At 54.7% G+C, this 26,910-nt stretch carries 15 protein-coding genes; 10 read left to right on the forward strand and 5 right to left on the reverse strand.

Going from position 1 to position 26,910, the window contains the following annotated elements; genetic code table 11:
* Position 1 precedes the first annotated feature (1 nt).
* The 4 genes from VMF88_02700 to wecB form a co-directional block, all read right to left on the reverse strand.
* On the reverse strand, positions 2–997 hold the full coding sequence (locus tag VMF88_02700) for a MoxR family ATPase (GenBank protein HTY09960.1): 996 nt from the start codon (positions 995–997) through the stop codon (positions 2–4).
* A 196-nt stretch (positions 998–1,193) separates the two neighbouring features.
* Positions 1,194–2,471 carry a glycosyltransferase gene (locus VMF88_02705; GenBank protein HTY09961.1) on the reverse strand — a complete coding sequence of 426 codons (1,278 nt, stop codon included), beginning with the start codon at positions 2,469–2,471 and terminating at the stop codon, positions 1,194–1,196.
* Positions 2,472–2,474: 3 nt separating this feature from the next.
* Positions 2,475–6,428: a DUF2334 domain-containing protein gene (locus VMF88_02710; protein ID HTY09962.1), complete on the reverse strand. Its 3,954-nt coding sequence runs from the start codon at positions 6,426–6,428 to the stop codon at positions 2,475–2,477.
* A 3-nt stretch (positions 6,429–6,431) separates the two neighbouring features.
* Positions 6,432–7,592: a UDP-N-acetylglucosamine 2-epimerase (non-hydrolyzing) gene (wecB, locus tag VMF88_02715; GenBank protein ID HTY09963.1), complete on the reverse strand. Its 1,161-nt coding sequence runs from the start codon at positions 7,590–7,592 to the stop codon at positions 6,432–6,434.
* 234 nt (positions 7,593–7,826) lie between these two features.
* On the opposite strand from wecB, the gene VMF88_02720 reads away from it, so the two are divergent.
* From VMF88_02720 to murI, 4 genes are all read left to right on the forward strand, one after another.
* Complete coding sequence (locus VMF88_02720) at positions 7,827–9,362, forward strand: response regulator (protein HTY09964.1); 1,536 nt, start codon at positions 7,827–7,829, stop codon at positions 9,360–9,362.
* A 110-nt stretch (positions 9,363–9,472) separates the two neighbouring features.
* Positions 9,473–12,829, forward strand: a complete 3,357-nt coding sequence (locus VMF88_02725) for a lamin tail domain-containing protein (protein HTY09965.1) — start codon at positions 9,473–9,475, stop codon at positions 12,827–12,829.
* Between the two features lie 146 nt (positions 12,830–12,975).
* On the forward strand, positions 12,976–15,621 hold the full coding sequence (gene glnD / locus VMF88_02730; GenBank protein HTY09966.1) for a [protein-PII] uridylyltransferase: 2,646 nt from the start codon (positions 12,976–12,978) through the stop codon (positions 15,619–15,621).
* A gap of 1 nt (position 15,622) precedes the next feature.
* On the forward strand, positions 15,623–16,432 hold the full coding sequence (gene murI / locus VMF88_02735) for a glutamate racemase (protein HTY09967.1): 810 nt from the start codon (positions 15,623–15,625) through the stop codon (positions 16,430–16,432).
* Between the two features lie 26 nt (positions 16,433–16,458).
* Here murI and VMF88_02740 read toward each other — a convergent pair whose 3' ends face one another.
* On the reverse strand, positions 16,459–17,046 hold the full coding sequence (locus VMF88_02740) for a GNAT family protein (protein HTY09968.1): 588 nt from the start codon (positions 17,044–17,046) through the stop codon (positions 16,459–16,461).
* A gap of 193 nt (positions 17,047–17,239) precedes the next feature.
* Here VMF88_02740 and VMF88_02745 point away from each other — a divergent pair, with 193 nt between their 5' ends.
* The 6 genes from VMF88_02745 to VMF88_02770 all read left to right on the forward strand — a co-directional run bounded on the left by VMF88_02745 (position 17,240) and on the right by VMF88_02770 (position 26,744).
* The gene (locus VMF88_02745) at positions 17,240–18,958 is read left to right on the forward strand and encodes a tetratricopeptide repeat protein (GenBank protein HTY09969.1); all 1,719 of its coding nucleotides are present in this window, start codon (positions 17,240–17,242) and stop codon (positions 18,956–18,958) included.
* Entirely contained in the window at positions 18,955–19,722 is a 768-nt protein-coding gene (locus tag VMF88_02750) for a DUF4292 domain-containing protein (GenBank protein HTY09970.1), read from the forward strand. Before VMF88_02745 ends, VMF88_02750 begins: the two co-directional genes overlap by 4 nt.
* Entirely contained in the window at positions 19,723–20,985 is a 1,263-nt protein-coding gene (locus VMF88_02755; GenBank protein ID HTY09971.1) for a peptidoglycan DD-metalloendopeptidase family protein, read from the forward strand.
* 220 nt (positions 20,986–21,205) lie between these two features.
* Positions 21,206–23,605, forward strand: a complete 2,400-nt coding sequence (gene lon / locus VMF88_02760) for an endopeptidase La (protein ID HTY09972.1) — start codon at positions 21,206–21,208, stop codon at positions 23,603–23,605.
* Positions 23,606–23,678: 73 nt separating this feature from the next.
* Positions 23,679–25,442 carry a DNA polymerase III subunit gamma/tau gene (dnaX, locus tag VMF88_02765; protein HTY09973.1) on the forward strand — a complete coding sequence of 588 codons (1,764 nt, stop codon included), beginning with the start codon at positions 23,679–23,681 and terminating at the stop codon, positions 25,440–25,442.
* 33 nt (positions 25,443–25,475) lie between these two features.
* Positions 25,476–26,744: an asparagine synthetase B gene (locus VMF88_02770; GenBank protein ID HTY09974.1), complete on the forward strand. Its 1,269-nt coding sequence runs from the start codon at positions 25,476–25,478 to the stop codon at positions 26,742–26,744.
* Positions 26,745–26,910: the final 166 nt, after the last annotated feature.

Raw genomic sequence — 26,910 nt, forward strand, 5'->3', positions numbered from 1 at the left:
CCTAGACGCTTGCGAGCAGTTTCTCGACAATGGAAACAGCCGAAACACCGTCCGCCTCGGCATTGAAATTCGGAATGATGCGGTGTCTCAACACGGGGACCGCCATCGAACGGACATCGTCAACGTCCGGGGTGTAGCGTCCGGCAAGGATCGCGCGGGTTTTTGCCCCGAGGATCAGGTACTGCGATGCCCGCGGACCGGCTCCCCATGTGAGCCAGTCTTTGATGAATTTTGGAGCCTGTTCATCCTTCGGGCGAGTCCGCGCGGCAAGCTGGACAGCGTACTGGATGACCGCGTCGGCGACCGGAACGCGGCGGATCAATTCCTGAAATACAACGATCTGTTCCGCGGCGAGCACGCGGCGGAGCGACGGAGCGTACGGGCTCGTCGTCGATTTCACGATGTCGATCTCTTCCTTGAACGAAGGATAGTCCAGCCACAGGTTGAACATGAAACGGTCGAGCTGCGCCTCGGGGAGAGGGTACGTTCCCTCCTGCTCGATCGGGTTTTGCGTGGCTAGGACGAAAAAGGGCTCGTCGAGCGTGTACGTCTGCCCGGCGGCGGTCACTTTATGCTCCTGCATCGCTTCAAGAAGCGCAGCCTGCGTTTTCGGCGGGGTCCGGTTGATCTCGTCGGCAAGGATGATATTGCCGAAGATCGGCCCGCGGACGAATTTGAACGCCTTTTGACCGGTAGAGACGTTTTCCTCGATGATCTCGGTGCCGCTGATGTCGCTCGGCATCAGGTCTGGAGTGAATTGGATGCGGCTGAATTTGAGGTCGAGGACGTCGGCCAGCGTTTTGATGAGGAGCGTTTTCGCAAGACCCGGCACGCCGATCAGCAAACAATGGCCGCGCGCGAGGAGCGAGACGATCAGCTGTTCAACAACGGCATCCTGCCCGATGATGACCTTGGCGATCTCTTTTTTAATTGCGGCGTATGCAGCAGCCAGCTCACGGGCGGCTTCGACGTCGTCGGCCTTCTTTACAGGACTCATGGTGACCACGGTATTCGGCACTTTCACGTAGTGGGATGGAAAAATACTGAATGCAATTAGCGGAAAGAAAAGAAAAGAATCAAGAATGAGGCAGCGCGGGGAGTGTTACAGTTCGAGAATTTCCACTCTCGCTCCCGAACTCCGATCGGGTGGGGAGAGAAGGTCGCGCGCGGTACATTTCAACACTCTGCATTATCTAGCGCTTCGCATCGGCGGCTGTCACATCGAACCGGACAGTTTTTTCCCAGAACCGCTTATCTTTTTTGACATATTCGGTGTATGCAGCTTTCACGACGATGTAGATCCACAGTTGACAGTACGTGAAATACATCAGCACAAGAAGGGCGATCTTTCCGAAGCCGTCCTCGTTGTCGTAAGAGATGGCGAGCATGATCTCTATGAGGAAGAGAAAAAACGCCATGATCCAAACAACAGTGTATGGTCCGGGAAGCGAGATGGCGACAAGACTGAGCCCGCTGAGGAGAAAGAGAAGGTCGGAGATGATGATGGCGGCGAAGAAGATGTAATAGAGTGCGAGCGTGTACAAAAGGTCGAACGCAAGCCATTTGTTTTTGAAGTTCGGGATGTGCTTCAGAAATTTCGAAACGACATAATTGTTCCCGCGGACCCACCGCATCCGCTGCTTGATCCATACTTTCCACTCCTGCGGTTCCTGCTCATACGTGATCGCGTACGGAATGAACTTGATCTTATAGCCCGCCTCATAGATTCGGATGCTCAGTTCGGAATCTTCGGTCAGCGCCTCCTCGTCCCAGCCGTTCAGCTGCCGGATGAGCGATGTCCACATGACGAAATTCGTACCCGGAAGCGTCGCGATGCCGTGCATCTGCCAGCGGCCGGCCTGCAGCATCGATTGAAAGCTCAGCGTCTCGACGTTGATGAACTGCGTCAGGATGTTGTGGTTCTTGTTGACGGTGCGGAATTTTCCGATGACCCCGCCGAGGTCCTTGTGCAGCAAGAGCTGCGCGACAAGGTAGCGAAGCGCGTGCGGGTCGGGGGTATTGTCGGCATCGTAGATGGCAATGATGTCCGCTGCGGCTCGCTTGACGCCGAGGTTGAGCGCCCGCGATTTGCCTTTGCCCCCTTCGCCTTGGGGAATGTCGAACAGTTCCACACGCTTGTCGCGTTTGGCGTATCCCTGAATGATCTCCTTCGTCGAGTCGGTCGATCCGTCGTTGATCACAAGGATGCGCAATTTGTCTTTCGGGTACTCCAGCGCAAGCATCGAAGCGATCGTTGCCCCGATCACTTTTTCCTCGTTATGGGCCGGGATGAGGATCGCGCACGTCGGATAATCGAGCGTCAGACCGTCGACATCATTCCTCTCTTTCATCGACCGGACGTAATTTACGAACCCGTAGACCGTCAGCACGAACTGGTACGCGATCATGAACCAGATCAGGATAACGGCGATGACGAACAGAAAACTCAGATCGACTTCGAGCACGGTCATGGGTCAGGATACCTTTCGCGGGGCATAACCTCGTTTAACGACTTTAAGAGCGACGTACATCAGAAAAAGCGCGCTCACGGCAAGGACGCCGAAGATCGCAATAGCGGTCGTCGACCAGAGGCTTGTAACGTTGACGCCGAAGGAGAATTGATCCCCCGCAATGAGGTCGACCTCATGATGCCCTGCCGGAAGAAAGATGCTGAAGCAGTCGTTCCCCTTCATCACCGTAAACTGGTATTGCTCGTGATCCACCTTCACGGAGGAGGGGGCGACGTTGAACGAAGCGACCGACCGCGTCGACGATTCGTACGTGAAATCGATCGTCCGCAATCCGTGCGTTACCGACAGCAAATTGCCCGCGATCGACATGATCTTTGCCTGCAGTTCGTGCGTCGAGAAGGTGTTCACCGCCTCGCGGTTGAGCGTCACCACATGCCTGCCCGCCGGGATGAGGAACAAATTATCCCTGAACGGCGACATCGGCACGTTATCGATGTTGATCTCGGAGACGGCCTTCGGAAGCTTGCAGACGAAGGAGTACGGCGAGTTCAACTGAACTCCGTTGTCGGTGTAGCGGTACCTCACATCCGCCGCAAGAGCGTTCGAAAGAAACGCCATGTCCTGCGGGTTAATGCTCGATTCCGAATAGATCGTGAAGCGCGGCGCGCCGATCGCAGCAGCCTTCACGAGATAAAAACTCTCCGTTCCGGTCTGGATCAGCGTCGGGAACGGAGTGATCGCCTCCTTCTTCCTGAAGTTGACGATGTTGAGGTCGAGCGCAAGTTTTGCGCTGTCTCCGAGGATCCGTTCATAACGTTTTCCGATATCGATGTACCGCCCCGGATCGGTCGACCATGACGTCTCCGGGTCCTCCACTTGCAGGACGAAATGGTACTTTTTTTGCAGCGCGATGATCTGGTTCATGTCCACGCCGAGGTACTCGCGAAGCTCCGGAGAACCATACGCGTCCATCGCCGTCACCATGATCTGGAACCCCGGCTTCTCGTTCGCGATCCGGGTGAACGAAGAGAGGAATGCCTCATACGCGAGCGTGAGCTGGCCGACCCTGTAGTCGATGACGGCGTTCGTCACCGCCGGGTTCGTTTTCCAGTAATACGGCGATTGCGGGCTGAAGATCGAATCAAGGTCGAATCCGTATTTTCTTTTCACTTCCCGCTGCGCCGAAGGATGCATCGGAGCAAAAATTCCCGGATTCTCAAACCCTTTTCCCGCTTCAAAATAGACCTCGGCGAGATTCACGCCATCCCAATCGTAGCCGTTCAGGATCTTGGCATACTCGTCTGTCATCACCGCAAGGCAGCTGTCGTCTTCCAGTGCGACGGCGTATCGCCACATGGGAGGGATGTCCTCTCCTTTATAATTTTTCTCGCGCCACCAGGGATGCTCATCCCAGAATTTTTTGCTCACCTGGGGCGGTTCCAGCCACGCGTAGACCAGGATGCCGTTGGCGTGCGCGAGGGAGATGAGCCGTTTATAGTCGTAGGTGTACTTGGGGAATTGATTCCAGCCCGCGACGTGCACGATACGGATGCCCTGGTTCACCCATTGCTTGACGAGGGATTCGATGCTGTACGTCTTTCGGTAACCGGGGTCGAAGTACATCTCCAAGTTCTCGCGGCGGACGATGGGCCGGAGATGGAAATATTTCCGGATGTATTCAAGAGCGAACGGGTACTGGCTGTAACCGTGCTGCGAATAGGAATCGAACGACGAATTAAAATAGATGACCTTCCCCTTCCCGAATTTCTTCCCGATCACCATCGGCGATTCCGTGACGTCGTCGACGCAGAACACCTCGTCGACCCCCTCGGTCTCAAATTTGCTGACCAGCTCGGCATAACGCCAAGCGATCCGCTCCTCGGGGAAATAATTGTCGTGGATCCTGCCGACGCGGATCCGCGTTTGGGTGAACGTAATGCCGAGCTCTTCGGCAAGGTCGTTCTTCGTGTCGGTAATGATGTTGCCGCCGTTTTCGACAAAATCATTGATGATGTCGTAGTCCGTCTGCTTCAGCGAATCAATGAAGGCATACGGCGCGATGAGAAGATTGTACCGCGACAGGTTCAGCGGCTGGCCGATAAAGAACGTGTCGACCTGCACGTTGACGTTGCGCAGCAGCGCCGCGAGCGACGATTGGTCGTGGAACGCCGCTCCTTTCACGTGATGGTTCCACAAAATTGCCGCCCGGATGTCTCCCCATTCCTCTTCCTTCGAGAAAACATTGTCGTACAGTTTCTGGACGCTGTATTCCGTTTTCTGGATGAAAGAAAGAGGGCGTTCGCGGAATTCTGTCGGCTCGGCCTTGTACAGTTCCCCCGGCTCCAGCTCGATCGATTTTGTGATCGGTCCTTTTAACCGTTTTTCGGAGATGCTTTTGCTCTTGATCTCCCCCGTGTGGTCGTAGTACGATTCGAATAAATATTGGTCTTCAAGGCGGATGGTATAATTCTGGCTTCCCGTAAGAATTATTCTGTCCTTGGTCTTCACCCAGTTCTTTTGTTCGCGCAGATCGATGTACGTGTAGCCGAGTTTTTCGATTCCGTCCACCAGTTCTTTCAGCAGGTCGAGGTCCAGGAATGGATGGAAAAAGACCGACGCGAAACCGTCGCGCACATAAAGGTTCGTCTTGGCGTTCTTGATGATGGTCTGGATGTATGCTTCGCTTTCGGCCTTGTTCGGGTTGAGCGGAACATAGCCGAGGTTCTCCGGATAGATTTTCTGCCCGAAAAGATCTTTGTTGATGATGTACGGGAAGTACTGACTGTAATCGGCGTCCTCGATGGCCAGGCGCTGCTCCATCGCCGAACTGAAATATTTCGAGATCGTATTATAGAGAGTGAAGGATGCCGTGTAATGGGGCGTCTCCCAGATGAGCGGCGACAATCCGTTCTTCATGAACTCTTGCAGCCCCATCTCGATCTTCTTCGCATCGCCTTCCGCCGTCTCGTCCTTGATCGGCTTGTTCGTATTCCCGTCCCAGAATTCGAAATCGACCGCGGTCGTCCCTTTATACTGATGCGTGATACCGTGCATCACGATCGTGCCGCCGTTCTTCACCATGTACTTGATGGCATCGACAAAGTCGGGCTTGTCCGAGAGACTGACACGGATTCCTTCCTCAGGGTCGACATAGAACGGGATCACCCCGACGAGAAACGGGATCCCGCGGGCGGACAAGATATCGGCAATGTCGCGCAGCCGGTCGGGATTTTGCAGCGGATCGACGTCCTCGATCCGGATGAGCGCCGAATGCGACTCCTCATGCTGCTCGTGAAGGATGTCGTGGAGCATATCGGCGAAAAGAAGGTACCGGTCGTTTTCCGTCGCCGAGGCGAAGGGAGAATCGGCGAAATAAAGGAGGTTCTTTGTCCGGATGATGTACGGGATCTCCCTCCGTTTTTTTGTCGAGTATGCCGTCGCAACGACCGTCACAAGCCGCCGGTTTGCAATCTCGATGATGTTCGCATTCGGCTCCCCCTTGGTGAAAACCTTGCTGTTCGATTTCACCATGTCGAAATCGTCGAGCGAATCGATGAGGGAGACGCTGAAGCCGTACTTTTTCCGCAGGTTGTATTTCTGCGAAAACTCGATCATCCCGGTATTCATCCAGATCACCGGCTTGCTCGTTGCCAGCACGTCGTCGAGAAATCTTGCCGGGACAACGTTGCGTGCGTTGAAGCCGATGTAAAAGATGAAATCAAAGCTGTTGATCTCTCCCGGATTGTACTTGTTCACTCCTTTGATCGTCACGGCGGTATTGAAGTGGCCGAGCAGCTCCGCGAGCTGGCGCCCGTCGCCGATCGCGTAGTTCTTCAGGTCGGTGTTCCCTTCGACGACGATCAGGATTTTCTTCTGGGGATATTCCTGGCCAAGCGCAGGGTACTGGAGCACGACGGCCGCCGCTGCGAGCCAGAACAGTTGGAAAATATTTTTCATCACCTACCGTGGTCTGAATTCGTGAATGGCGCCGCCGGGCATGCCGAAATATTTTTTCATGATCAGCACCGTTCGTTCGGCAGCGCGGCCGTCTCCGTACGGGTTCGTCGCGGTCGCCATCTTGTTGTACGCCCCCTTGTTCTCAATGAGCCGTTCTGCGGACGCGATGATCTTCTTTTCATCCAGCCCGACAAGCTTGACGGTGCCATATCGGACCGCTTCGGGACGCTCCGTCACCTCCCGGAGAACAAGGATCGGCTTGCCGAGGGACGGACCTTCTTCCTGCACGCCCCCCGAATCTGTAATGATCAAATACGACCGGGCCATGAGGTTGACGAAATCAAGATAGTCGAGCGGTTCGATGAGAAAAACGTTGGCGAGCGAACCGAGCGTGCTGTAAACAACTTCGCGCACAACGGGATTGAGATGGACGGGGAAAATAAAATTCATGTCGCGGTATTGTTCAGCGAGGACTCCGACGGCGCTGCATGCGTCGCGCATCGGCTCCCCCCAGTTTTCCCTGCGGTGCATCGTCAGCAGGACGATGCGTTTGTTCTCCGACGCGAGCTGGTTGAGCGTGTGGATGCCGAACGCGTAATGTTTCTTCACGGAAATGTTCAGCGCGTCGATCACCGAGTTGCCGGTGACGAAAATTCGCTTGCGGTCGACGTGTTCGTGCAGCAACGCCTTTTTTGCCGTCGAGGTCGGCGCAAAATGAAGGTCCGCGATGCAGCTCGTCAGCCGGCGGTTGATCTCCTCGGGGAAGGGATTGTTTTTGTCGTTCGTCCGGAGGCCCGCTTCAACATGGCCGACGGGAATGCGGCGGTAGAACGCCCCCAGGCTTCCGACAAACGTCGATGTCGTGTCCCCCTGAACGAGCACCATGTCGGGCATTTCCTTTTCGAGAACGGTATCGAGGGCGGCGATCGTGTTCTGCGTCAGCGTCGCGAGCGTTTGCTTCGGCTGCATCAGGTTGAGGTCGTAGTCCGGAACGATCTTGAAGACATCGAGCACCTGGTCCAGCATTTGCCGGTGCTGCGCCGTTGCGATCGCGATGGTCTCGAAGTATTTCTTTTCCTTCTTAAGCTCGGTGATAATAGGGGCGAGCTTGATGGTATCGGGGCGCGTGCCGAAGATAACCGCTATTTTTTTCAACAACCTCACCTTAGAAATGGCACATCAAAAGAATTTATCCGGACATAAAATATGAATAATTCCGCTCTATTGCTGTTAAAAAATCTTAAGAAAGGCCCGTAAACCCGTCTGTTTGAACACGGAACGGACATCGGGAAGAAGTTGAAATTGTTCGATTGAAATGCTACCTTACAGCGTAATTCAATTGCTGCAGCCTTTGACAAGTTTTATTGAAGTACCCCGCGCCGAGAAACGCTACCGGTTATGAATCCAGCGCTCGAAAAAATCGCCAAGCATCTCCGTAATGCAGAGGACTTTGCACGTTCGAAGCGCTATTCCGAAGCGTTGCTGGAAGTCGATTATATTTTTCAGATCGACCCCAAAAATTATCAGGGGCGCACCCTGCAGGAGAGGATCCGCTCTCTTCAGAAGAAGGAAGAGGAAGCCGCCCGCAATCCCGTCGTCGCGCCGCTGTCGAAAGAAGGAGTCTTCCGGCATCTCCGGATCGCCGAAGAGCATTTTCTTGCCAACCGGTTCGATGAAGCGCTGATCGAGACCGAACGCGTGCTTCAAGCCGACCCGGATAATTATCAGGGCCGCTCGCTGCTGGACCGGATTCACACCATGCAGAAAAGAGCCGAGACCGTTTCTCAGGCCCGGACATTTACAAAAAATCTTACGCTCGAAAAGAAGATCGAGCTGATCTCCCAATATTTACGAGAGGCGGACAGATTAATTCAACTTCAGCAGTATGACCGCGCGCTTGAACAGGTGGCAAAGGTCTTCGGTCTTGATCCGACCAATCATTTTGCTCAGGCGTATTCTCAGAGCATCGAGATGCTGATGAAAAAAGGAGCGACGCCGATTCCCGCTCCCGTTACTCCTGCTGTAAAAAAACCGGCAGCGGTGCCGGTGCCCGTGCCGGCCCCGGCAGCCCCCGTGGCCGCTCCCGCGCCGCCTCCAGCGCCCGTTCCTCCTCCGCGCCCGCATGTTCCCCCGGTGGCAGCCCCATCGGCACCGGCGCATCCGGCCCCCGCGCATGTTCCAGCACAACCGCCGAAACCGGCACCGCAGCCGGCCAAGCCCGTTCCGGCTGAGGCGTCGCGTAAGCTGGAAGGCAGGCTGAAAATGTACCGCGAGATACTCGACGAGATGTGGTTTGACGGCATTCTCACAGAAAAGGAGGCCGCCGAGCTGGTCAAGATCCGCGACATGTTCAACATCTCCGACGAAGAACATGCCCGCCTGGAAAAAGAGATCAAAACTGAAGCCTACGTGCAGGCGCTCCGCATCGTCCTCCACGACGGTGTTGTGAGCGAGAACGAAGAGCGCGTGCTGGAATTGATGCGGCGGCGCTACGGTATTTCGATGGAAGAGCATAAGGATGCCGAGGCGAAAATTCTCGAAGCGCGGCATTCTCCCCCTTCGCTCGGAACGATTCTTATCGTTGACGACGAAAAGACGATCCTCCTTACCTATTCAGCGATTCTCCGCAGGCATGGGTACACCGTGCTGATCGCCGAATCGGTCGAGGCGGCGCTGGTGATCCTGGAAAAGCAAACGCCCGACCTGATTCTCTCGGATGTGATGTTTCCGTCTCCGAAGGAGGGGGGGTTTGAGTTCTATAACCAGGTGCGCAATAACCGGCGCTTTGACGGCGTTCCGTTCCTGCTGATGTCCGGCGTCAGCGACGAGTACGTCGTTCGCGCAGGAATGAGGCTTGGCGTTGACGGATATCTTTTGAAGCCGTTCGATAACGAAATGCTGCTGGCGACGCTCGAAGGGAAATTAAAGCGTTAACCCTTCATCTCCCCGCTGTAAAAATCTCCCCATGGTACTTGGATAGTTAAACACCGATGCGATGATCCGCATCGGATGGTTCTTTTCATTCTGCATCATTGGGGGGCTCCATGATTCCGACATTGCCGTATCGCGCCGCGTTATTCTTCTTTCTTTTGCAGCCGATCCTCAGGGCTCAGTCGCTATTTCCATTCAATGAAAAATTCGACACGGTCGCCGCGCCGAAGCTTCCGGCCGGATGGCTGACAAGCAGGAACAAATCTTCTTCGGGAGATTTTTCCACATCGACGTCGTCGCCGTTCAGCGGACCGAACGCTGTTGTCTCGTCGGATGCAAAGATCTCTCAAACATTGATTTCGCCGCCGGTAGATTTTACGGGAAAAATCGCAGGCACACTGCAGTTCTACGAACGCCGCACGTCGTCGCACAATTCAGGACTGTGCATCAATGCGATGCTCGATGAGGACACTGCATCTGCTGTTGGTATCGGCGACACCCTCAGGAATGCCGGGACAACAAATTATGTGCTCCGTACCTTGTTGCTCCCTTCTGTGTTGAGCGGAAAGCGCGATGTGCGGTTTCGATGGCATGTCGTCGGCGATGGTTCCGGAGCCACTGGAACGCTGAGAATTGACAATGTGACCGTAACGGTTCAGAAAAAAATTGACCTCGCAATTACCGGCCTGACCTGCACCCCCTCACGAGCGAGAGTAGGAGACCCTGTTGTTGTCCGCGCGACCGTTGCCAATAAAGCCTTGGCCGGCACACTGTCATTTACTCTTCAGTTGTTCGACGAAAGCAATTCCGACTCCCTGATATTGCCGGCCGCCAAGGTGGATGAAAGGGGGACGAAGCAGTTCTTTAACGCGGGGGATTCTGTCCTATGCACATTTGTCGGCTCCGCGTTTTCCCCGGGAAACAGGCGGATTTTCATCCGGCTGCTTCTCGAAGGGGATGAGGATTCAACAAACAATACGATGTCGAAGGTCATGAGTATCGGCTACCCATTACGCACGATGCTTATCAACGAAATTATGTTCGCCCCTTTCCGGGGACCGGAGTGGATCGAGTGCGTCAATAATTCGGCCGATACAATTTCGCCTTCGGGATGGAAGATAGGGGATAATACGTTATCCCGCGCGGCGATAAGATCTCAGGCAACCGGGATTGCACCCGGAGCGCTCTTCGTCATCGCAAAAGATTCTTCACTCCGTGGCGCTTATCCGTCAATCCGCGCGCCCATCATGACCTCCGATTTTCCGACACTGAACAACGACTTCGATGCTGTCGTTGTGTGCGATCCGGCGGGGTTTGCGGTTGACAGCGTGGCGTACAGTTCGTCGTGGGGCGGAACCGCCGGAAGGTCTCTTGAGCGGATTGACACAGCGGGGGACTCGAACCAGCAGACAAATTGGGGAAGTTCGTGCGATCCTCTCGGCGCTACGCCGGGCGCAGTGAATAGTCTTACGAAGAAAGAATACGATGCGGCAATTGCGGAATTTTTTCCATCAACACCTTTTCCCGTTGCGCGAGAATCTTTCGAGCTTGAAGCGGTAGTGAAAAACTGCGGCCGCCAGGTCCTGTCGAACATTGCTGTAAAGTTTTTTATCGATGCAAATAAAGACTCGATCCCCCAGCCGAATGAACTTATCGGTGAAGAGTTCGTCGGTTCGCTCGCGCCGGCGGATTCTCAAACCGTTTCGCATGCCCTTCTCATTGACTCCCAGGGAGACGAACGCTCATTGGTTACCGTGACGGCTCAGCAGGATGATGACTCGACGAACAATACGCTGAGCACCCGGTTCTCTGTCGGTGTTGAGCGTCATTCCATTGTCATCAACGAGATCATGTACGCCCCTCCGGACAACATGCCGGAGTGGATCGAATTTTACAATGGAAGCGCACAGGCAATCGACATGAACGGGTGGAAGGTGTCGAACTCGAACATAAGGTCGAAAGCGGTTCTTGCGGCATCATCATTCATTGTCCGTCCGGGGGAATATTTCTTGGCGTCGTCTGATTCCACAGTGAGAAATTACTTCACGGTCACTGGTCCCATATGTGTGACACCATTTTCATCATTAAAGAATACGGCCCCCGATGCCGTGGTCTTGTATGATGACCGCGGTGTCACGATGGACAGCGTCTGGTACAAACCGTCGTGGGGAGGCGCGAACGGGAAAACCCTTGAAAGAGTAGATTACCTTGCTTCCTCGGTGGATTCGTCAAATTGGAAAAGTTCTCCGCCGACACCGGGAGCAGAAAATATCTCGGCGAAAAAAAATTACGACCTCGCCGTTTCATCAGCATCCGGGGTCTCTGCAAATGGCGGCTTCGATCTCACGGCGATCATCCGCAATATCGGGAGAAATGCCGCCAACGGATTTGCCGTCCGATTTTATCATGACGCTAACGGTGACAGCATTGCATCCTCCGGCGAACTGATCGGAACTGCGAATTACTCATCGCTGGCTGCGGGGGATTCACTCCCGGTGCGATGCGCATGGAGAACTCAGGTGCGTGGCATTGTTCCCGTCATTTGCTCCGTCGATTTTTCTTTGGATCAACGAAGTTCGAACAATTCACTCATTTTTCAAACAACGGCCGCGTTCGAACCGCAGTCGGTCGTCATCAATGAAATAATGTACGACCCTCTGCCCGGTCGTTCGGAATTTGTCGAACTGTTCAATCGCAGCGTGGATACCGTCGATCTCCATGGCTGGTCGATGATGGACGCACCGTCAGGTTCAGGGAACAGGGCCGTGGTCAACATTTCGAATCGTCCTCTCTTGCTCTCCCCGAATAATTACCTGGTTATCGGAGCGGATTCATCGATGATTCTGCAATTTTCGAGCTTTCTTCCCCCGGGATCAAGCAATTTGATCATTGCGAATAAGGACCTATCGCTGAATAACTCCGGCGATGATGTCATCCTCCTCGACGAAACGAAAGCACAAATCGACAGCGTTCGGTATTCTCCGTCATGGCACAATCCCATGCTCAACACATCAACGTCGGGAAAATCGCTTGAGCGGATCAATCCTTCCCTTGCGAGCAACAACAGAAACAACTGGAGCACCTCGATTGCGCCGGAAGGGGGGACCCCGGGGGAACGGAACAGCATCTTCACGGCTTCGATACCCTCCGCTGCGGGTCTCACGCTTTCGCCGAATCCATTTTCCCCCGACAACGACGGCTTTCAGGACTATCTTGCCATCGGGTATTCCTTGCCGGCGGCGACGTCGATGATTCGAGTCCGGTGTTTCGACGTTCAGGGAAGGTTGGTGAGGACCCTTGCGAACAATGAACCGGCGGCTGCATCCGGCACACTCTTATGGAACGGCCTCGACGACAACAACAAGCGGGTGAGAGTCGGGATGTATATCATCTTGTTCGAAGCGCTTGATGCCGGCGGCGGAGTCGTCCACGTGATGAAGGACGTCGCCGTTGTGGCTACGAAATTGTGAACGCGGAAGAAACGCAGTTCATGATCGCGGTTGTGGTCCATCGTGTCCCGGTATCCCCGCCGGGAACACGGCCGACGGCGCGGTTCATTTGTAAATCGGTGCGCTCTTCTTTATATTAGTTCTTTTGTGATTCTCCTTCGCCTTCGGTGACAATCAAAGATCGCTACACTTCAGAATCTGCCGAAATTTTTCAACTGCACCGCAGCGGCGCGGACGGCTTTGCCGTCAGCGCGCGGCTGACGTCTCTGGTGGATACCACCCTTGCGGAGATCTGGAAGCTGAACCCGGCCGCCGGTGAGTTCGCCGTCGTTGCGCTTGGAGGATACGGCCGCTCCGAGCTTTGTCCCCATTCGGACTTCGACCTGATGATCCTTGCCGAGAACGAGAAGTCAAAACTCTCCGGCACCGAGCCGATCCAGCAATTTCTTCGCGCGCTCTGGGATGCCGGGTTCAACGTCGGGCATAGCGTGCGGACGGTCGAAGACTGCGTGAATCTGTATGAGACCGATGTCGACTCGTGGGCTTCGATTCTTGAGAGCAGATACGTCTGCGGAAGCCGGCGCGTACTCGATCATTATGCCGATGCTGTTTTCCGCCAGATCCACAAGAAATTCGACCTTGTGTTTGTGAAGGCGATCGTCGTCGGCATGGACGAGCGCCACGAAAAGTACGGCAACTCGGTAAAGCTGCTCGAACCGAACCTGAAGAACAGCGCCGGAGGGTTGCGCGACCTTCACAATCTCCTCTGGGTGTACCGTTCAACGGACAGTGAATATTTCACCGAATCCCCCTTCCTGAACGGCGAGTCCTCATGCAAGCTGATGATCGACACGCTGTACCGGAAGAGCGTCATCTCCCGCGAAGAGCGGGATGCGGTGATTGACGCCCTGAACTTTTTGCTCCGCACGCGGCACGAGACCCACTACTTTGCGAAAACGATCCACGACTCGCTCGATTTTTCCATTCAGCGGGAGATCGCCAAAGGACTCGGGTTCGGCGAGGACCCGGAGCTGAAGTATGTGGAGAAATTTATGCGCGAGTATTTCCTTCACGCGCGAAGCATCTTCCGCCTGAACCAGCGCCTGATCAATCATTTCAGAAAAAGCGTCGAACCGTCCCCATGGCGCAAGCAAAAGGAACAGTCCCTGGACGCGCATTTTATCGCGCGCGGCGATGAATTGCTGCAGCGGAATACCGCCGTCGAAATTTCAACGCCGGCGGAGATCCTCAAGGCGTTCTACTGGTGCGGCAGGCATTCGCTGGTGCTGGGGCATTCTCTGCAGGGAAGGATCGCGTCCATCGGACGGTCGTCGTATGTCTTCAACGCGCAGAATATCGCATCGGACGAGGCGGCAAAAATATTTCTCGACATTCTCCGCCTGCCGGCCAACGTTGCGTCGACATTGATGCTGATGAACGACTTCGACGTTCTCGGCAAATACATTCCCGAATGGGGAGAACTCGTCGCGTTCTTTCAGCACAGCGTCTACCACTATTATACTGCCGATGCGCACACGCTGATCGCGATCGAGCACGCGGAGCGGCTTGCGGACGGGAAAGGGGTTCTCGCCGCGGCATACAAGAGACTGGAGAAGAAGGAAATTCTCTACCTTGGGCTTCTCTTCCATGACATCGAGAAGCCGCACGGCATCGAGGATCACGAGATTCGCGGAGTGGAGATCGCCCGCCGGATCCTTGAGCGGCTGCACTACGACGATGCGGACGGCGACATCGCGTTTCTGATCCGCAACCATCTGCTGATGGAGCAGATAGCGTTCCGCCGGAACATCAGCGACCCGAAGACCGTCGCGGAATTTGCCGAGATGTTTCACAAACCCGAACAGCTCGACCTTCTCTTCCTTGTGACGTACTGCGATCTCTCCGCCGTGAACAAGAATGTCTGGACGTCGTGGAAAGAGATGCTCCTGCAGGAGCTCTACCTTCAGACGCGCGGAGTGCTGGAGCGGAAACTTCCGTTCAAAGAAGCGGTCTCGTTCCAGCAGGAACAGCACGGAAAATTGGTCCGTTCGGTCGTTCAAAAGGTTTCCGAGCGGTTTCCCCGGGAAGAGGTCGAGCGGCACGTCCTGTCGATTCACAACGAGGCGTACGTCAAGCTTTTTTCCCCGGACGATATCGCCGACCATCTTGCCGGCATCCGCGGATTGGAGACCGTTTCGCCGATCGTTCGTCACGAGGACTCGCACAGCGCGGTCACGGCGATCACCCGCGACGCGCCGTTTCTTCTTTCCAGTCTGTGCGGCGTCCTGTCGGCGAACGATGCGAATATTTTCGACGCGCAGATTTTTACCCGCGACGACGGCATCGTGATCGACCAGTTCCGCGTCGTCAACGTCGCGACGAAGGGGCGGCTGCTCGACGACCAGGCGGAGAAGATCAAGCAGGATTTCGACGACGTGCTCCGCGGCAAGGTCACGCTCGAGCACCTTTTTGAGCGGCACCACCGGCGCTGGAAACGGAGGCCCAAGCCCCTCTTCCATCCGAATATCCGTATCGACGTGACGTTCGAGGACGCGCAGGATTTCACGATCATCGACGTCTATGCGCCGGACACGGTCGGGTTTTTGTACAAAGTGACATGGACCTTCTCGCAGCTGGGGCTGAACATTCATTTTGCGAAGATCGCGACGCGCATCGACGGCATCGTCGATTCATTCTACGTGCTCGACGGAGACAATGCCCGAATTCTCAACGGCGAACGAAAGAAGCAAATCAAGGAACGGCTGTTGCACAGAATTTATCAGCTCATCAACATGCAGCTTTCATCCCAATAATATGAACACGAGCAAACCTATCGGCGTTTTCGATTCCGGCATCGGAGGGCTGACGGTCGTCCGGGCCCTCCTCCGGCGGCTTCCCCAGGAGAACATCGTGTACTTCGGCGACACCGCGCGCGTTCCGTACGGCCCGAAATCGCCGCAGGTCGTCCGCGAGTACGCGGAAGAGGACACGGATTTTCTTCTTTCAAAGAACGTGAAGATGATCGTCGTCGCCTGCAACACCGTCTCGGCGGTCGCGCTCGATGTCGTGCAGAAGCGGGCGAAGATCCCGGTCGTCGGCGTCATTATACCCGGGGCAAAATCGGCGGCGGCGGCATCCAAGAATAAAAGAGTCGGCATCATCGGAACCATCGGCACAATTTCCAGCAACGCGTACGCAAATGCGATCCGGCAGATCGATGCCTCCGTTTCCGTCTTCAGCCGGCCGTGCCCGCTCTTCGTGCCGCTTGTCGAGGAGGGATGGATCGGGCACAAGGCCACGGAGATGATCGCCAAGGAATATCTTTTCCCCTTCACGCAGGAAAAAATCGATACGCTCGTGCTCGGATGCACGCATTACCCGCTGCTGAAAGAAGTGATCTCGAGTGCTTTGAAAGGGAGTGCGATGCTGATCGATTCGGGCGACGCGGCCGCCGTTGAAGTGGAGCAAGCGCTGGAGGAACAACGCCTGAAGAATGCCAGCAAGGAAAAGCCGAACCTTCAATTCTTTGTAAGCGACATTCCCGCCAAATTCACCGAAATCGGGGAGCGGTTCCTCGGAGCGAAGATGGGAGTTGTGAAGAAGGTGGGAGTAGGAAGAGCATAACGAGGGATGGATGGGAACATAGCACATCAAACCGCCGCCAGCTTTTTCTCCAGTTCCTTTTTGACCTCCCCCCACTCTGAATCGATGATGCTGAAATAGACCGAATGGCGGATCCGTCCCCCGGGGACGATCATATGGTTGCGGAAGATGCCTTCTTCTTGCGCGCCGATGCGTTTCAACGCGGCGCGTGAGCGGTTGTTGGTCGAATCCGTCTTGAATTCAACGCGCATACACCCGAGCGTTTCAAAGGCATGCGAGAGGAGAAGATATTTTGTCTCAGTGTTGATGAATGTCCGCTGCCATTGCCGCGCGATCCACGTCCATCCGATCTCAACCCGCCGGTGGACTGTTTCGATGTTGCCGAACCGCGTGCTGCCGACGGCCTTGTTGGAATTTTTTTCGATGATGGCGAACGGCAACGCTTTTCCGTCCGAAAGATCTTTGAGCGCGGCGTCGATGTACTTTCTCATGTCGTCGGGAGAGCGGATGATCGTGGTTGTCAGCCTCCACAGATCATCGTCCAGCCCGATTTCACAGAGCTGTGAGAGGTGAGCGTGGGACAACGGCTCCAGCCGAACCCGTTCCCCGTCCAATGTTACCGGTTGAATTTTCACAAGCGTAGATTTGTTCTTAAAAATGCGGGCGCTTCTTGTTCAGGGCCGCTTTTACTTATTGGTGAGATCGGTTGTCTAATACGAAAGATAGGATAGCAGCAGATAATAATCCAATGCGGGGACTCGTTGGCCGTATTGTAACTCATTCGCGGAAGTGATATATTTTCAAAGGATACGGGAAGGAAGCCACAGTATGAACACAAAGATTTACGGCGCTGCAGTGTTGCTGATGATGGTTGTCGCAGCAGGGTGTTCTTCGCAAAAGGAAACCCAGGTAGCGAAGAAGCTGACCGAGGCCGAAGAGCAGGCACGCAGTGATCAGAAATCTCTCGCGTTGCAGCATTTCATTGACGGCTCGCTGCTTGAGAGCAAGAATCAATACGCCGAAGCGATCATCGAATTTCAGGATGCGCTCCGCTACGACAACGACCCGGCGATCTACTACGCGATGGCAAAGGATTACTCCGCTTTGAATAAACCTGCCCTCGCGGCCGAGATGGCGTTGCAGGCGGTGAACCTTGATTCGGCCAACATCACCTACCGCGAAACGCTGGCAGACATTTACGTAAAGGCCCTCCAGGTCGACTCCGCGATCGCAGAGTACAAGCTGATCCTGAAGATCGATTCTACCCATGTCCAGAGCATGTTCAATCTCGCGCAGCTGCTGGCGCCGAAATATCCTCTGCAAGCGCTCGACATGTACGACAAGATCATCCAGCGCAACGGCCCGGAGTGGGAAGTCCTCTTCAAAGTTGCCGAGCTGAATTCGCTCCTTCATCGTTACGACAAAGCCGCCGCCGCCTTCGAGCAGATGGCGAAACTCGACCCGAGCAATGTCTCGCTCAAACAAAACCTCGGCGAGATGTACATCCGCTCCGGCCAATTCGACAAAGCGCTTGCGTTGTACAGCGATCTCCTGGAATTGGACCCCCGCAACATTGAACTGCGGGGAGCCGTCGCGGAAATCTATTTGCAGCAGAGTAAATGGGACAGCGCTCGCACGCAATTTGAAACGATCCTGAAGAGCGATTCGATCTCAGCCGATACCCGCTTCAGGATCGCCGTTGCGTATCTCGAACAAAGCCAAAAGGATTCCACGCTTCTTACCGACGCGAAAGAACAATTCGAGGAGTTTCTTAAGAAATATCCGGACGATTGGCGCCCGATGTTTTACCTCGGCCGGATGGCCATTCTTGAAAAAAATGACAGCGCCGCATACGGGTATTTCGACAAGGTCACCAAAGTTGCCAACTGGAATGCGGAAGCCTGGTGGTACCTCGGATCGATCCTGTTCGACAAGAAGGATTTTAATCAGGCGGTGAGCATCCTTGAAAAAGCGCAGAAGATCGTGCCCAACGACGGCGGAATAAATTTTCTGCTCGGATACGGGTACACGCGCGTTGACCGGAACGAGGATGCGGTTGCACCGCTGCAGCGCGCCATCGAGATCAACCCGAAGGACATCAACGCGCTTTCGTCGCTGGCGTCGACGTACGATGCCCTGAAACGGTATCCCGAAGCGGACAAGACCTTCGAAGCGGCCCTGAAAGTCGATTCAGCCAATGCGATGGTGCTCAACAATTACGCGTACAGCCTGTCGGAACGGGGAGAGCAGCTCGACCGCGCCTACGCGATGTCGAAGGAATCGCTCGCGAAGGATTCTGCGAACGGTTCGTATCTCGACACGTTCGGCTGGATCTATTTCAAGCTCGGCAACTATGTCGAGGCAGAAAAGTATGTGAAGCAGGCGATCGACGCTGGGGAGACAAGTTCCGTTGTCTACGAACATCTCGGCGATATCTATGCGAAACTGAGCCAGACCGACAAGGCGAAAGAATACTGGGCGAAGGCGCTGGAGCAGGATTCGAAGAACATGCAGCTCAAGGAAAAATTGGCGCGCGGCTCGTTATGAAAAAAGCGCTGGTTGTCTGGTCGCTGATCGCACTCTCGGGCTGTGCACCGACCAGAGAGCTTCGCAGGACGCCGGCGAATGAGTCGGCGCAGCAGGTCATCGACGCCGTCAACTCCCGCCGGTCCGCCATCACCACACTCGAAGCGAAAGGGTCCATTTCGGTCGAGTCCCCGTCATTCATCAATTCAGGTTCTTTCGAGCTCCGGTTGAAACGGCCGGACTCCGTTCTCGTCGATGTCGAAGGGCCGTTCGGCATCCACGTCGCATCCGCTTTGTTTGCCAAAGGGCATTACAAATTCTACAACAGTTTCAAGAACGAGGTGATGGAAGGGGAAGTGGACAAAGGGCATTTGCCCGAGTTCATGAACATCCGCATCGACCCGAAGGATGTGGTTGATATGTTCTGCGGCACGCGGGCGTTCCTGCCGGAAGAAACGTCGCCCGACAGTTTCACCGTGGCCGACGATTCGTATATTCTCTTCTTCCGGCAGAAAGACGGGGCGACGCGCTACACGATCGACGATCAGTCGCTGTGCATCACCGGCATCGAGCATGTTGATTCTGCAGGCGACGTCTGGAGCGAAGAGCATTTTGACTACGACAGGCGCGACGACGGGACCATGGTGCTGCAATCCATCAGGCTGGTCGAAGATAAAATGCAGTCTTCAATCTCGCTCTTTTACGACAAGCTCCACCTTAATGCCCCTGTCGGCCCCTTGACCATTCAAGTTCCGGACGATGCCCGCCGTGTGACAAAGGAATAAATGCTGCGCCTTGATGCCGTAAAATATGCCGTTAAACGTCTGCCGATGATCATTCTCCTGGCCGCGTTGATCTGCCCCGCTGTGAACGGCGGCGAGCAGGACATTAAAAAGAAAGAGCGGGCGCTGGAGAAGCTCCGGAAAGAAATCGACGACTACGAACAGCGCATCCAGGCAAGCGAGAAAAGAGAGAAGGTCACCCTCGAACGGCTCGATAATTACGAGAAACAGAGCAACCTCGTTCGCACGCTTCTCTCGGAGCTTCTTGACGAGGAAGAACAGATCCAGGCGTCGATCGCTCTTGCATCGGACAACATCAGTTTCCTTGAAAAGCAGCTCTCCTTTCTGAAACTCCACTACGCCAAGTACATTACGGCGGTCTATAAATTTGGACGGGTCTACGACCTCGAAACGCTCCTCTCCTCGAATTCCATCAACCAGCTCTACATCCGCATCGAGTACCTGAAGCGATTTTCCGAGCAGCGCAAAAGGGATCTGGAAAAGATCCAAGAGAAACGGACGGTCCTGGAAACCGAGAAGGCCGACCTGCAGGAAAAGCTCGACGAGCAGCAGGAGATCATCGCGAACAAAGAGAAGGAAGAGCAGTTTTTGCAGAACAAAAGGCATAAACGGGCGCAGGCGCTGAAAGAGATCCGGAAAGACAAAGCGGCGATGAAGAAAGAGCTGGTGAGAAAAACGCAGGCGGCCCAGGAACTGGAAGGTCTGATCGCCGACCTTGTGGAAAAGGAGCGCATCCGGAAGGAGCACGAAGAAACCCTTGCCCGCGAGCGGGCGGCCGAACGGCAACGGATGAAGGAGAAAGCCGTTGAAGAAACGCCGGCTGAAACGGGGACGCCGTTCTTGTCGTTGAAAGGAAAATTGCCGTGGCCCGTTTCCGCGGGAGCTGTCGTTGCCCACTTTGGCAACCATATTCATCCGGTGATGAAAACCGTCACGCAGAACACCGGCATCGATATCTCGATCGAAAGCGGGTCGCCGGTGAAATCGGTCGCCGACGGAGAGGTTGCAATGATTCACTGGCTGCCGTCGTACGGCAATCTGGTGATCCTTAAGCACGCCGGCGGATTCCATACGGTCTATGCGCATCTCTCCGACATTGCGGTGACGGAAGGGGAGCAGGTGTCGCACGGCACCGTCATCGCGCACAGCGGCGATTCCGTTTCAGGAAGCATCCTTCATTTTGAAGTGTGGAAGGAAAAGGAAAAGCAGAATCCGGAAGCGTGGCTGGCGAAGAGACGAAGATAGGTATAGAGCGGGATGGAATCCGGAGCAAAAATCTGTAGGGCGATTTGAAAAATCGCCCTGGCGCGAGAAGAATTCCCGCACTGCAAATCCCTTACCTTGACATCCCTTCAATTTATCAGTACCTTTTAACCACACAACAGAATCAAGACCAAAACCAAGCGGATCGTTTTCCCGCTTTTTCTGTCTATATTCATGGTCATCGAGACAAAACGAATTTGAAATGGCGATTGAAAAGGTAAAAGAAAAAGAGTCAAAGACCGTCAGCGTTGATTCCATTCCGACGACGCTTCCCGTTCTCCCGCTGCGCGATGTCGTCATCTTCCCGTATATGATCTTTCCGGTCCTGGTCGGACGTGAATCGTCCCTTCGCGCCGCGAATTTTGCGCTGGAGAATGAAAAATTTATTTTTCTCTCTGCACAGCAGGATCCGTCCACCGACGAGCCGGGGGCCGACGACATCTACAAAGAGGGAGTCGTCGCAAAAATTGTTCAGATCCTCAAACTTCCCAACGGCTTGTTGAAGATCCTCGTGGACGGCATTGTGCAGGCGACGATCAAACAATTTCTGCCGAACGAAAAATATCTTCAGGCGGAAATAGAAATTCACGCCGGCGTTCCGGAAGAGAACAATGAAATGGAAGCGATCATCCGGCACGCCTCGACCCTTTTTTCGGAGTATGTCCGCGCCAATAGGGCCATTCCGCCGGAGGTGCTTGCGGCGTACGAAAACATCAAAGACGGGCAGCGCCGCCTCTATTATATCGCGGCGAACATCGTGCAGAGCGTCGAAGTGAAACAAAAGGTGCTGCGCATCCACAACACCCGCGAGCAGTTCATGGAGCTGATCCGCATCCTCAACGGCGAGATCAGCATGCTGAAGATCGAACGGGAGATCGATTCAAAGGTCCACGACAACATTCAGAAATCGCAGCGAAAATTCTTCATCCAGGAGCAGATAAAGATCTTGCAGGACGAACTCGGGGAAGACGAAGCGTCCCCCGAGATGGCAAAGCTGAAGCAGGATATTGAAAAAGCGCAGATGCCGAAGGAAGTCCATGCGAAGGCGATCGAAGAATTCAACAAGCTGAAGAAGACTCCGGCAATGTCCCCGGAGTTCACCGTTACGCGGAATTACCTTGACTGGCTCACGGGCGTTCCGTGGCACAAGAGGACAAAGGACAACCTCAAGGTCGACCACGTCAAGGGAATCCTCGACGAAGATCACTTTGGATTGGAGAAACCGAAAGAGCGGATCCTCGAGCACATCGCCGTTCTGAACCTCGTGAAAGAAATGAAGGGACAGATCCTCTGCCTCGTCGGGCCGCCGGGAGTCGGAAAGACTTCCCTGGCCAAGTCGATCGCACGCGCGCTCGGAAGAAAATTCGTTCGCATTTCCCTCGGGGGGATTCGGGATGAAGCCGAGATCAGAGGGCATCGAAGGACGTACATCGGGTCGATGCCGGGAAAAATCATCCAATCGATGAAGCGGGCCGGCGTCATCAACCCCGTGCTGCTGATGGACGAAGTGGATAAGATGAGCATGGACTTCCACGGCGACCCGGCGTCGGCGCTGCTTGAAGTTCTTGACCCGGAACAGAACAGCACATTCAACGATCACTATCTCGACGTCGACTACGACCTCTCGCATGTCATGTTCATTACGACGGCGAACGTGCGCTTCACGATCCCGCTTCCGCTTCAGGACAGGATGGAGATCATCGAGCTTTCGAGCTACCTCGATTTCGAGAAGCGCGAGATCGCGAAGAGACATATCATCCCCAAACAGCTTGCCGAACACGGCCTGAAAGAAAAGCAGGTGACGATCGGCGAGAAAGCGATCGATAAAATTGTTCAGGAATATACGCGTGAAGCCGGAGTACGAAACCTGGAGCGGGAGATCGCATCGGTGTGCAGAAAAGCCGCAAAAGAGCTTGTCCTGAGCAAACAGAAGAACGGACACAAACACGGCACGCCCGCGAAAAAGAAATCGCCGCCGATCATTGTCGACGGGGAAAAGATCGAGAAATATCTGGGCGTTCCGAAATTCCGCTCCCGGGCCGCGGAACGAAAACCCCGCATCGGGTCCGTGACCGGGCTTGCCTGGACGAGCGTCGGCGGCGAGATTCTCGAGGTCGATGTCACCATGATGCGCGGACCGGAGCGGCTGACGCTGACTGGCCAGCTCGGCGAAGTGATGAAAGAATCGGCCCACGCCGCGCTGAGCTACATCCGCTCGAACGCGAGGGCATTGAAGCTGAAGCCCGATTTCTTTTCAAAAAAAGAGATTCATATCCACCTTCCGGAAGGGGCGATCCCAAAGGACGGCCCTTCCGCCGGCATTACCATGGCGATGGCGATGGTCTCCGCGATCAGCGGGAAGGCCGCACGAAGCGATGTTGCAATGACGGGAGAGATCACGCTCCGGGGCAACGTTCTGGCCATCGGCGGATTGAACGAGAAATTGCTCGCCGCCAAACGGAGCGGCATCAAGACCGTTCTGATTCCGAAAGAGAATGTCAAAGACCTGACTGAAATTCAGGACGCAGTGAAGAACGGACTGAAGATCGTACCGATCGAGAAGATTGTGGATGCAGTGGAGTACGTCTTCGGTAAACAGTAGCCGGTACACAACAAGGATGTTAGAAGAAGCAGTTGGTTCTATTTTCTTAATTTTTCATTTTTAATATTTTTTCATGTCTTATCAGGTGACGGCGCGGAAATGGCGTCCGATGGTGTTCGAGGATGTCATCGGACAGTCGCATGTGACCAACACGTTGAAGAACGCGCTGGCGACGAACCGGCTTGCGCACGCGTTCATTTTTTGCGGCGGACGCGGCTGCGGCAAGACGACGACGGCCCGCATTCTTGCGAAAGCGATCAACTGCCTCCATCCGAAAGAGTCAAACCCCTGCAACGAATGCGAAGTGTGCGCCGAGATCACAAGCGGACGGAGCCTCGATGTCGTTGAGATCGACGGAGCGTCCAACCGGGGCGTGGATGAGATCCGCAACCTGCGCGAATCGGTCCGCTACGCACCGGCGCGCGGGAAGTACAAAGTTTATATCATCGACGAAGTCCACATGTTGACGAAGGAAGCGTTCAACGCGCTTCTGAAGACGCTCGAGGAGCCGCCGCCGCACGTGCTGTTTATTTTCGCGACGACCGAGGTGCATAAAGTACCGGCGACGATCCTTTCGCGGTGCCAGCGGTACGATTTCCGCCGCATCACGGTCGAGGATATCATGTCCCGCCTGCGGTTCATCGCCGGCGAAGAGAAGATCGCGATCGACGACGACTCGCTGATGATCATCGCTAAAAAGGGGGACGGGTCGATGCGCGATTCGCAGAGCATCTTCGACCAAGTGGTTTCGTACTGCGGCGCCACCATTACGGCGCAGCAAATCATCAGCCTGCTGAACGTTGTCGACCAGGAATTTTTCTTCAGGGTGAGCGAGTGCATCAAGGCGCACGATGTGCGCACGGCGCTCTCGCTGGTGGATGAGATCGTCCGCAACGGGTTCGACATCAAGGAATTTCTCTCCGGGCTCGCAGAACATTTCCGCAACATGCTCATTGCGCGCACCACGGGATCGGGCCATTTGATCGAGGCGCCTGAAGTCTACCGGACGCGTTATATCAACGCCGTCTCGGCATTCGATGAACAGGACATTCTCAGACTGATAAAACTGACGACCGATTTAGAATCGTCGATACGGTACAGCTCGCAGCCGAGGTTCAAGCTGGAGGTCGGCATCATCCAGATGACGAAAATGGAGCAGTCGGTGAAGATCGACCTCCTTCTTCAACAGCTTGACGACCTGAAAAAAAAACTTCATTCCGATAACCGCTCATCCCAACCCTCTTTTCCCGCTAAGAGCGGACCCGCAGTTCTAAACCCGATCGCGTCAGGAAAAGACGAGGAAGTACCGGCCGTTCTCCATCCGCCCGCACAGGGAAGAAGGATCTCGGAGATGCCGAAGCTCTCTCTTGTCAATCCGAAGATCGATTCGGAGGCTCCGGCTCCTGCGGGAGTCGTCCCCAGCGAGGAGAAGCTTTCGTCCGACGAAGATCTCTTCACGCGAGTTAAACAGGAATGGGGAAAAATTGTCGACGAGGTCAGGAGAAAGAAAATTTCCGTCGGGACAATTTTGGGCGAAAGCACGCCGATGAGCGTCGTTCATGAAACGCTGCACATTGCCTCCGCCGACGATTTCCACTATTCCTCCCTCAAAAGAAACCAGATGTTTCTTACCGAAACCGTCAACGGCCTTTTGGGAACGAAGCTCCGCATCGAGCCCATGCTCGTGCCGAACGCAGCGATCGCCCCTCCCGCCCAAAATACGGCCCGGGAAAAAAACAACCCGCCGGCTCAATCTCCTCAGGCAAAAGAACCATCCTCAAAGGAACATCCCCTTATCGAAACGCTTTACCGGGATTTTGGCGCTGAACGGGTGTGACAGATGCATTTATAAGAGCTTTGACCTCTAACGATGAAAGCATTCCGCCTTATAGTATTTTTTCTGATCGCTGCTTGCCATCTTCACGCGCAGCAAAAGCTTTTGATCCCGATGGATTTGAAGCAGACCGATCATTTGAAAGCATACGGCATTGCGTTCTGGGCGCTGCAGCACGGCATTCAGGTCGACTGGCTGCTGAATTACCGGGGGGGATCGTTCATGTTCGATTACGTTTCCAGCGAGGAGACCGAATGCCGGATCCGCGGCGTTGCTTTCGAGGCCATCAGCGGTTCGGATGCCGCAAAGATCTACGCGGAAATAGGGGATGAGAATACGAACATGGATGCCGTACGGCTGGAGAAGGTTCCGAAGATCGCCGTCTACGTCCCGCCCGATTTCAAGCCGTGGGATGATGCCGTCACGCTGGCGCTTGAGTATGCGGAGATTCCATACAAGAAAGTGTGGGATGATGAAGTCCTTCAGGGAAAGCTCTCGGAGTACGACTGGCTGCATTTGCACCATGAAGATTTCACCGGTCAGTACGGAAAATTTTATGCCACGCACCGGAACGCTCCATGGTACATCGAACAGCAGGTTCTTTACGAACGGAAAGCGAAGGAGCTCGGGTTTCGGAAAGTCTCCGAGGAAAAAAAAGCGGTTGCTCGCGCGATCAAGGATTTTGTGGGGAGCGGAGGGTTCATGTTTTCGATGTGCGCTGCGACCGATACCTACGACATCGCGCTGGCGGCCGAGAATACCGACATCTGCGACGTAATGTTCGACGGCGATCCGCCGGACCGCGATGCGCAGAAAAAACTCGATTTCTCCAAGACCTTTGCATTTCAGAACTTCACCCTGGAGATGAATCCGCTGCGGTACGAGTATTCGGACATTGACATCCCGCCGAGCGACCCCGTTCCGCTGCGCGATCCGAACACCGACTATTTCACGCTCTTTGAATTTTCTGCGAAATACGATCCCGTGCCGACGATGCTGACACAGAACCACGTGAACGTCATCAAAGGATTCATGGGGCAGACGACGGCATTCAAGAAGAGTCTGATCAAACCAAGCGTCACAATTTTGGCAGAGCGTGAAGGCACCGAAGAGGTAAAATATCTTCACGGCAACTATGGACGCGGGACGTTCACATTTTACGGCGGCCACGATCCCGAAGACTACCAGCATGCCGTCGGTGCGCCTCCGACCGATCTGAGCCTTCATAAAAATTCCCCCGGGTACCGGCTTATCCTCAACAACGTTCTCTTCCCCGCCGCAAAGAAGAAGCAGCAAAAGACGTAAACTCCGAAGATTCGATCGATCCAATGCCGGATCGATCTCATCCCAACACCGGCAGCGATCACCGGGTGAATGACGACGCTTCCTTTCTCTTGCCATCCCGGTCCGGGCCAGGCCTCTTTTGAAATCCTAAAAATTTTCCGTACCTTGTATGACCTTGCTGATGAAT

This window comes from Bacteroidota bacterium (assembly GCA_035506275.1).
Lineage (GTDB): Bacteria > Bacteroidota > Ignavibacteria > UBA10030 > UBA8401 > JAGVPT01.

What these genes read in the sequence shown, in the direction of transcription:
- VMF88_02700 (HTY09960.1), bottom strand. Translation starts at nt 997, where the DNA reads ATGAGTCCTGTAAAGAAGGCCGACGACGTCGAAGCCGCCCGTGAGCTG.
- VMF88_02705 (HTY09961.1), bottom strand. Translation starts at nt 2,471, where the DNA reads ATGACCGTGCTCGAAGTCGATCTGAGTTTTCTGTTCGTCATCGCCGTT.
- VMF88_02710 (HTY09962.1), bottom strand. Translation starts at nt 6,428, where the DNA reads ATGAAAAATATTTTCCAACTGTTCTGGCTCGCAGCGGCGGCCGTCGTG.
- VMF88_02720 (HTY09964.1), top strand. Translation starts at nt 7,827, where the DNA reads ATGAATCCAGCGCTCGAAAAAATCGCCAAGCATCTCCGTAATGCAGAG.
- VMF88_02725 (HTY09965.1), top strand. Translation starts at nt 9,473, where the DNA reads ATGATTCCGACATTGCCGTATCGCGCCGCGTTATTCTTCTTTCTTTTG.
- murI (HTY09967.1), top strand. Translation starts at nt 15,623, where the DNA reads ATGAACACGAGCAAACCTATCGGCGTTTTCGATTCCGGCATCGGAGGG.
- VMF88_02745 (HTY09969.1), top strand. Translation starts at nt 17,240, where the DNA reads ATGAACACAAAGATTTACGGCGCTGCAGTGTTGCTGATGATGGTTGTC.
- VMF88_02750 (HTY09970.1), top strand. Translation starts at nt 18,955, where the DNA reads ATGAAAAAAGCGCTGGTTGTCTGGTCGCTGATCGCACTCTCGGGCTGT.
- VMF88_02755 (HTY09971.1), top strand. Translation starts at nt 19,723, where the DNA reads ATGCTGCGCCTTGATGCCGTAAAATATGCCGTTAAACGTCTGCCGATG.
- lon (HTY09972.1), top strand. Translation starts at nt 21,206, where the DNA reads ATGGCGATTGAAAAGGTAAAAGAAAAAGAGTCAAAGACCGTCAGCGTT.
- dnaX (HTY09973.1), top strand. Translation starts at nt 23,679, where the DNA reads ATGTCTTATCAGGTGACGGCGCGGAAATGGCGTCCGATGGTGTTCGAG.
- VMF88_02770 (HTY09974.1), top strand. Translation starts at nt 25,476, where the DNA reads ATGAAAGCATTCCGCCTTATAGTATTTTTTCTGATCGCTGCTTGCCAT.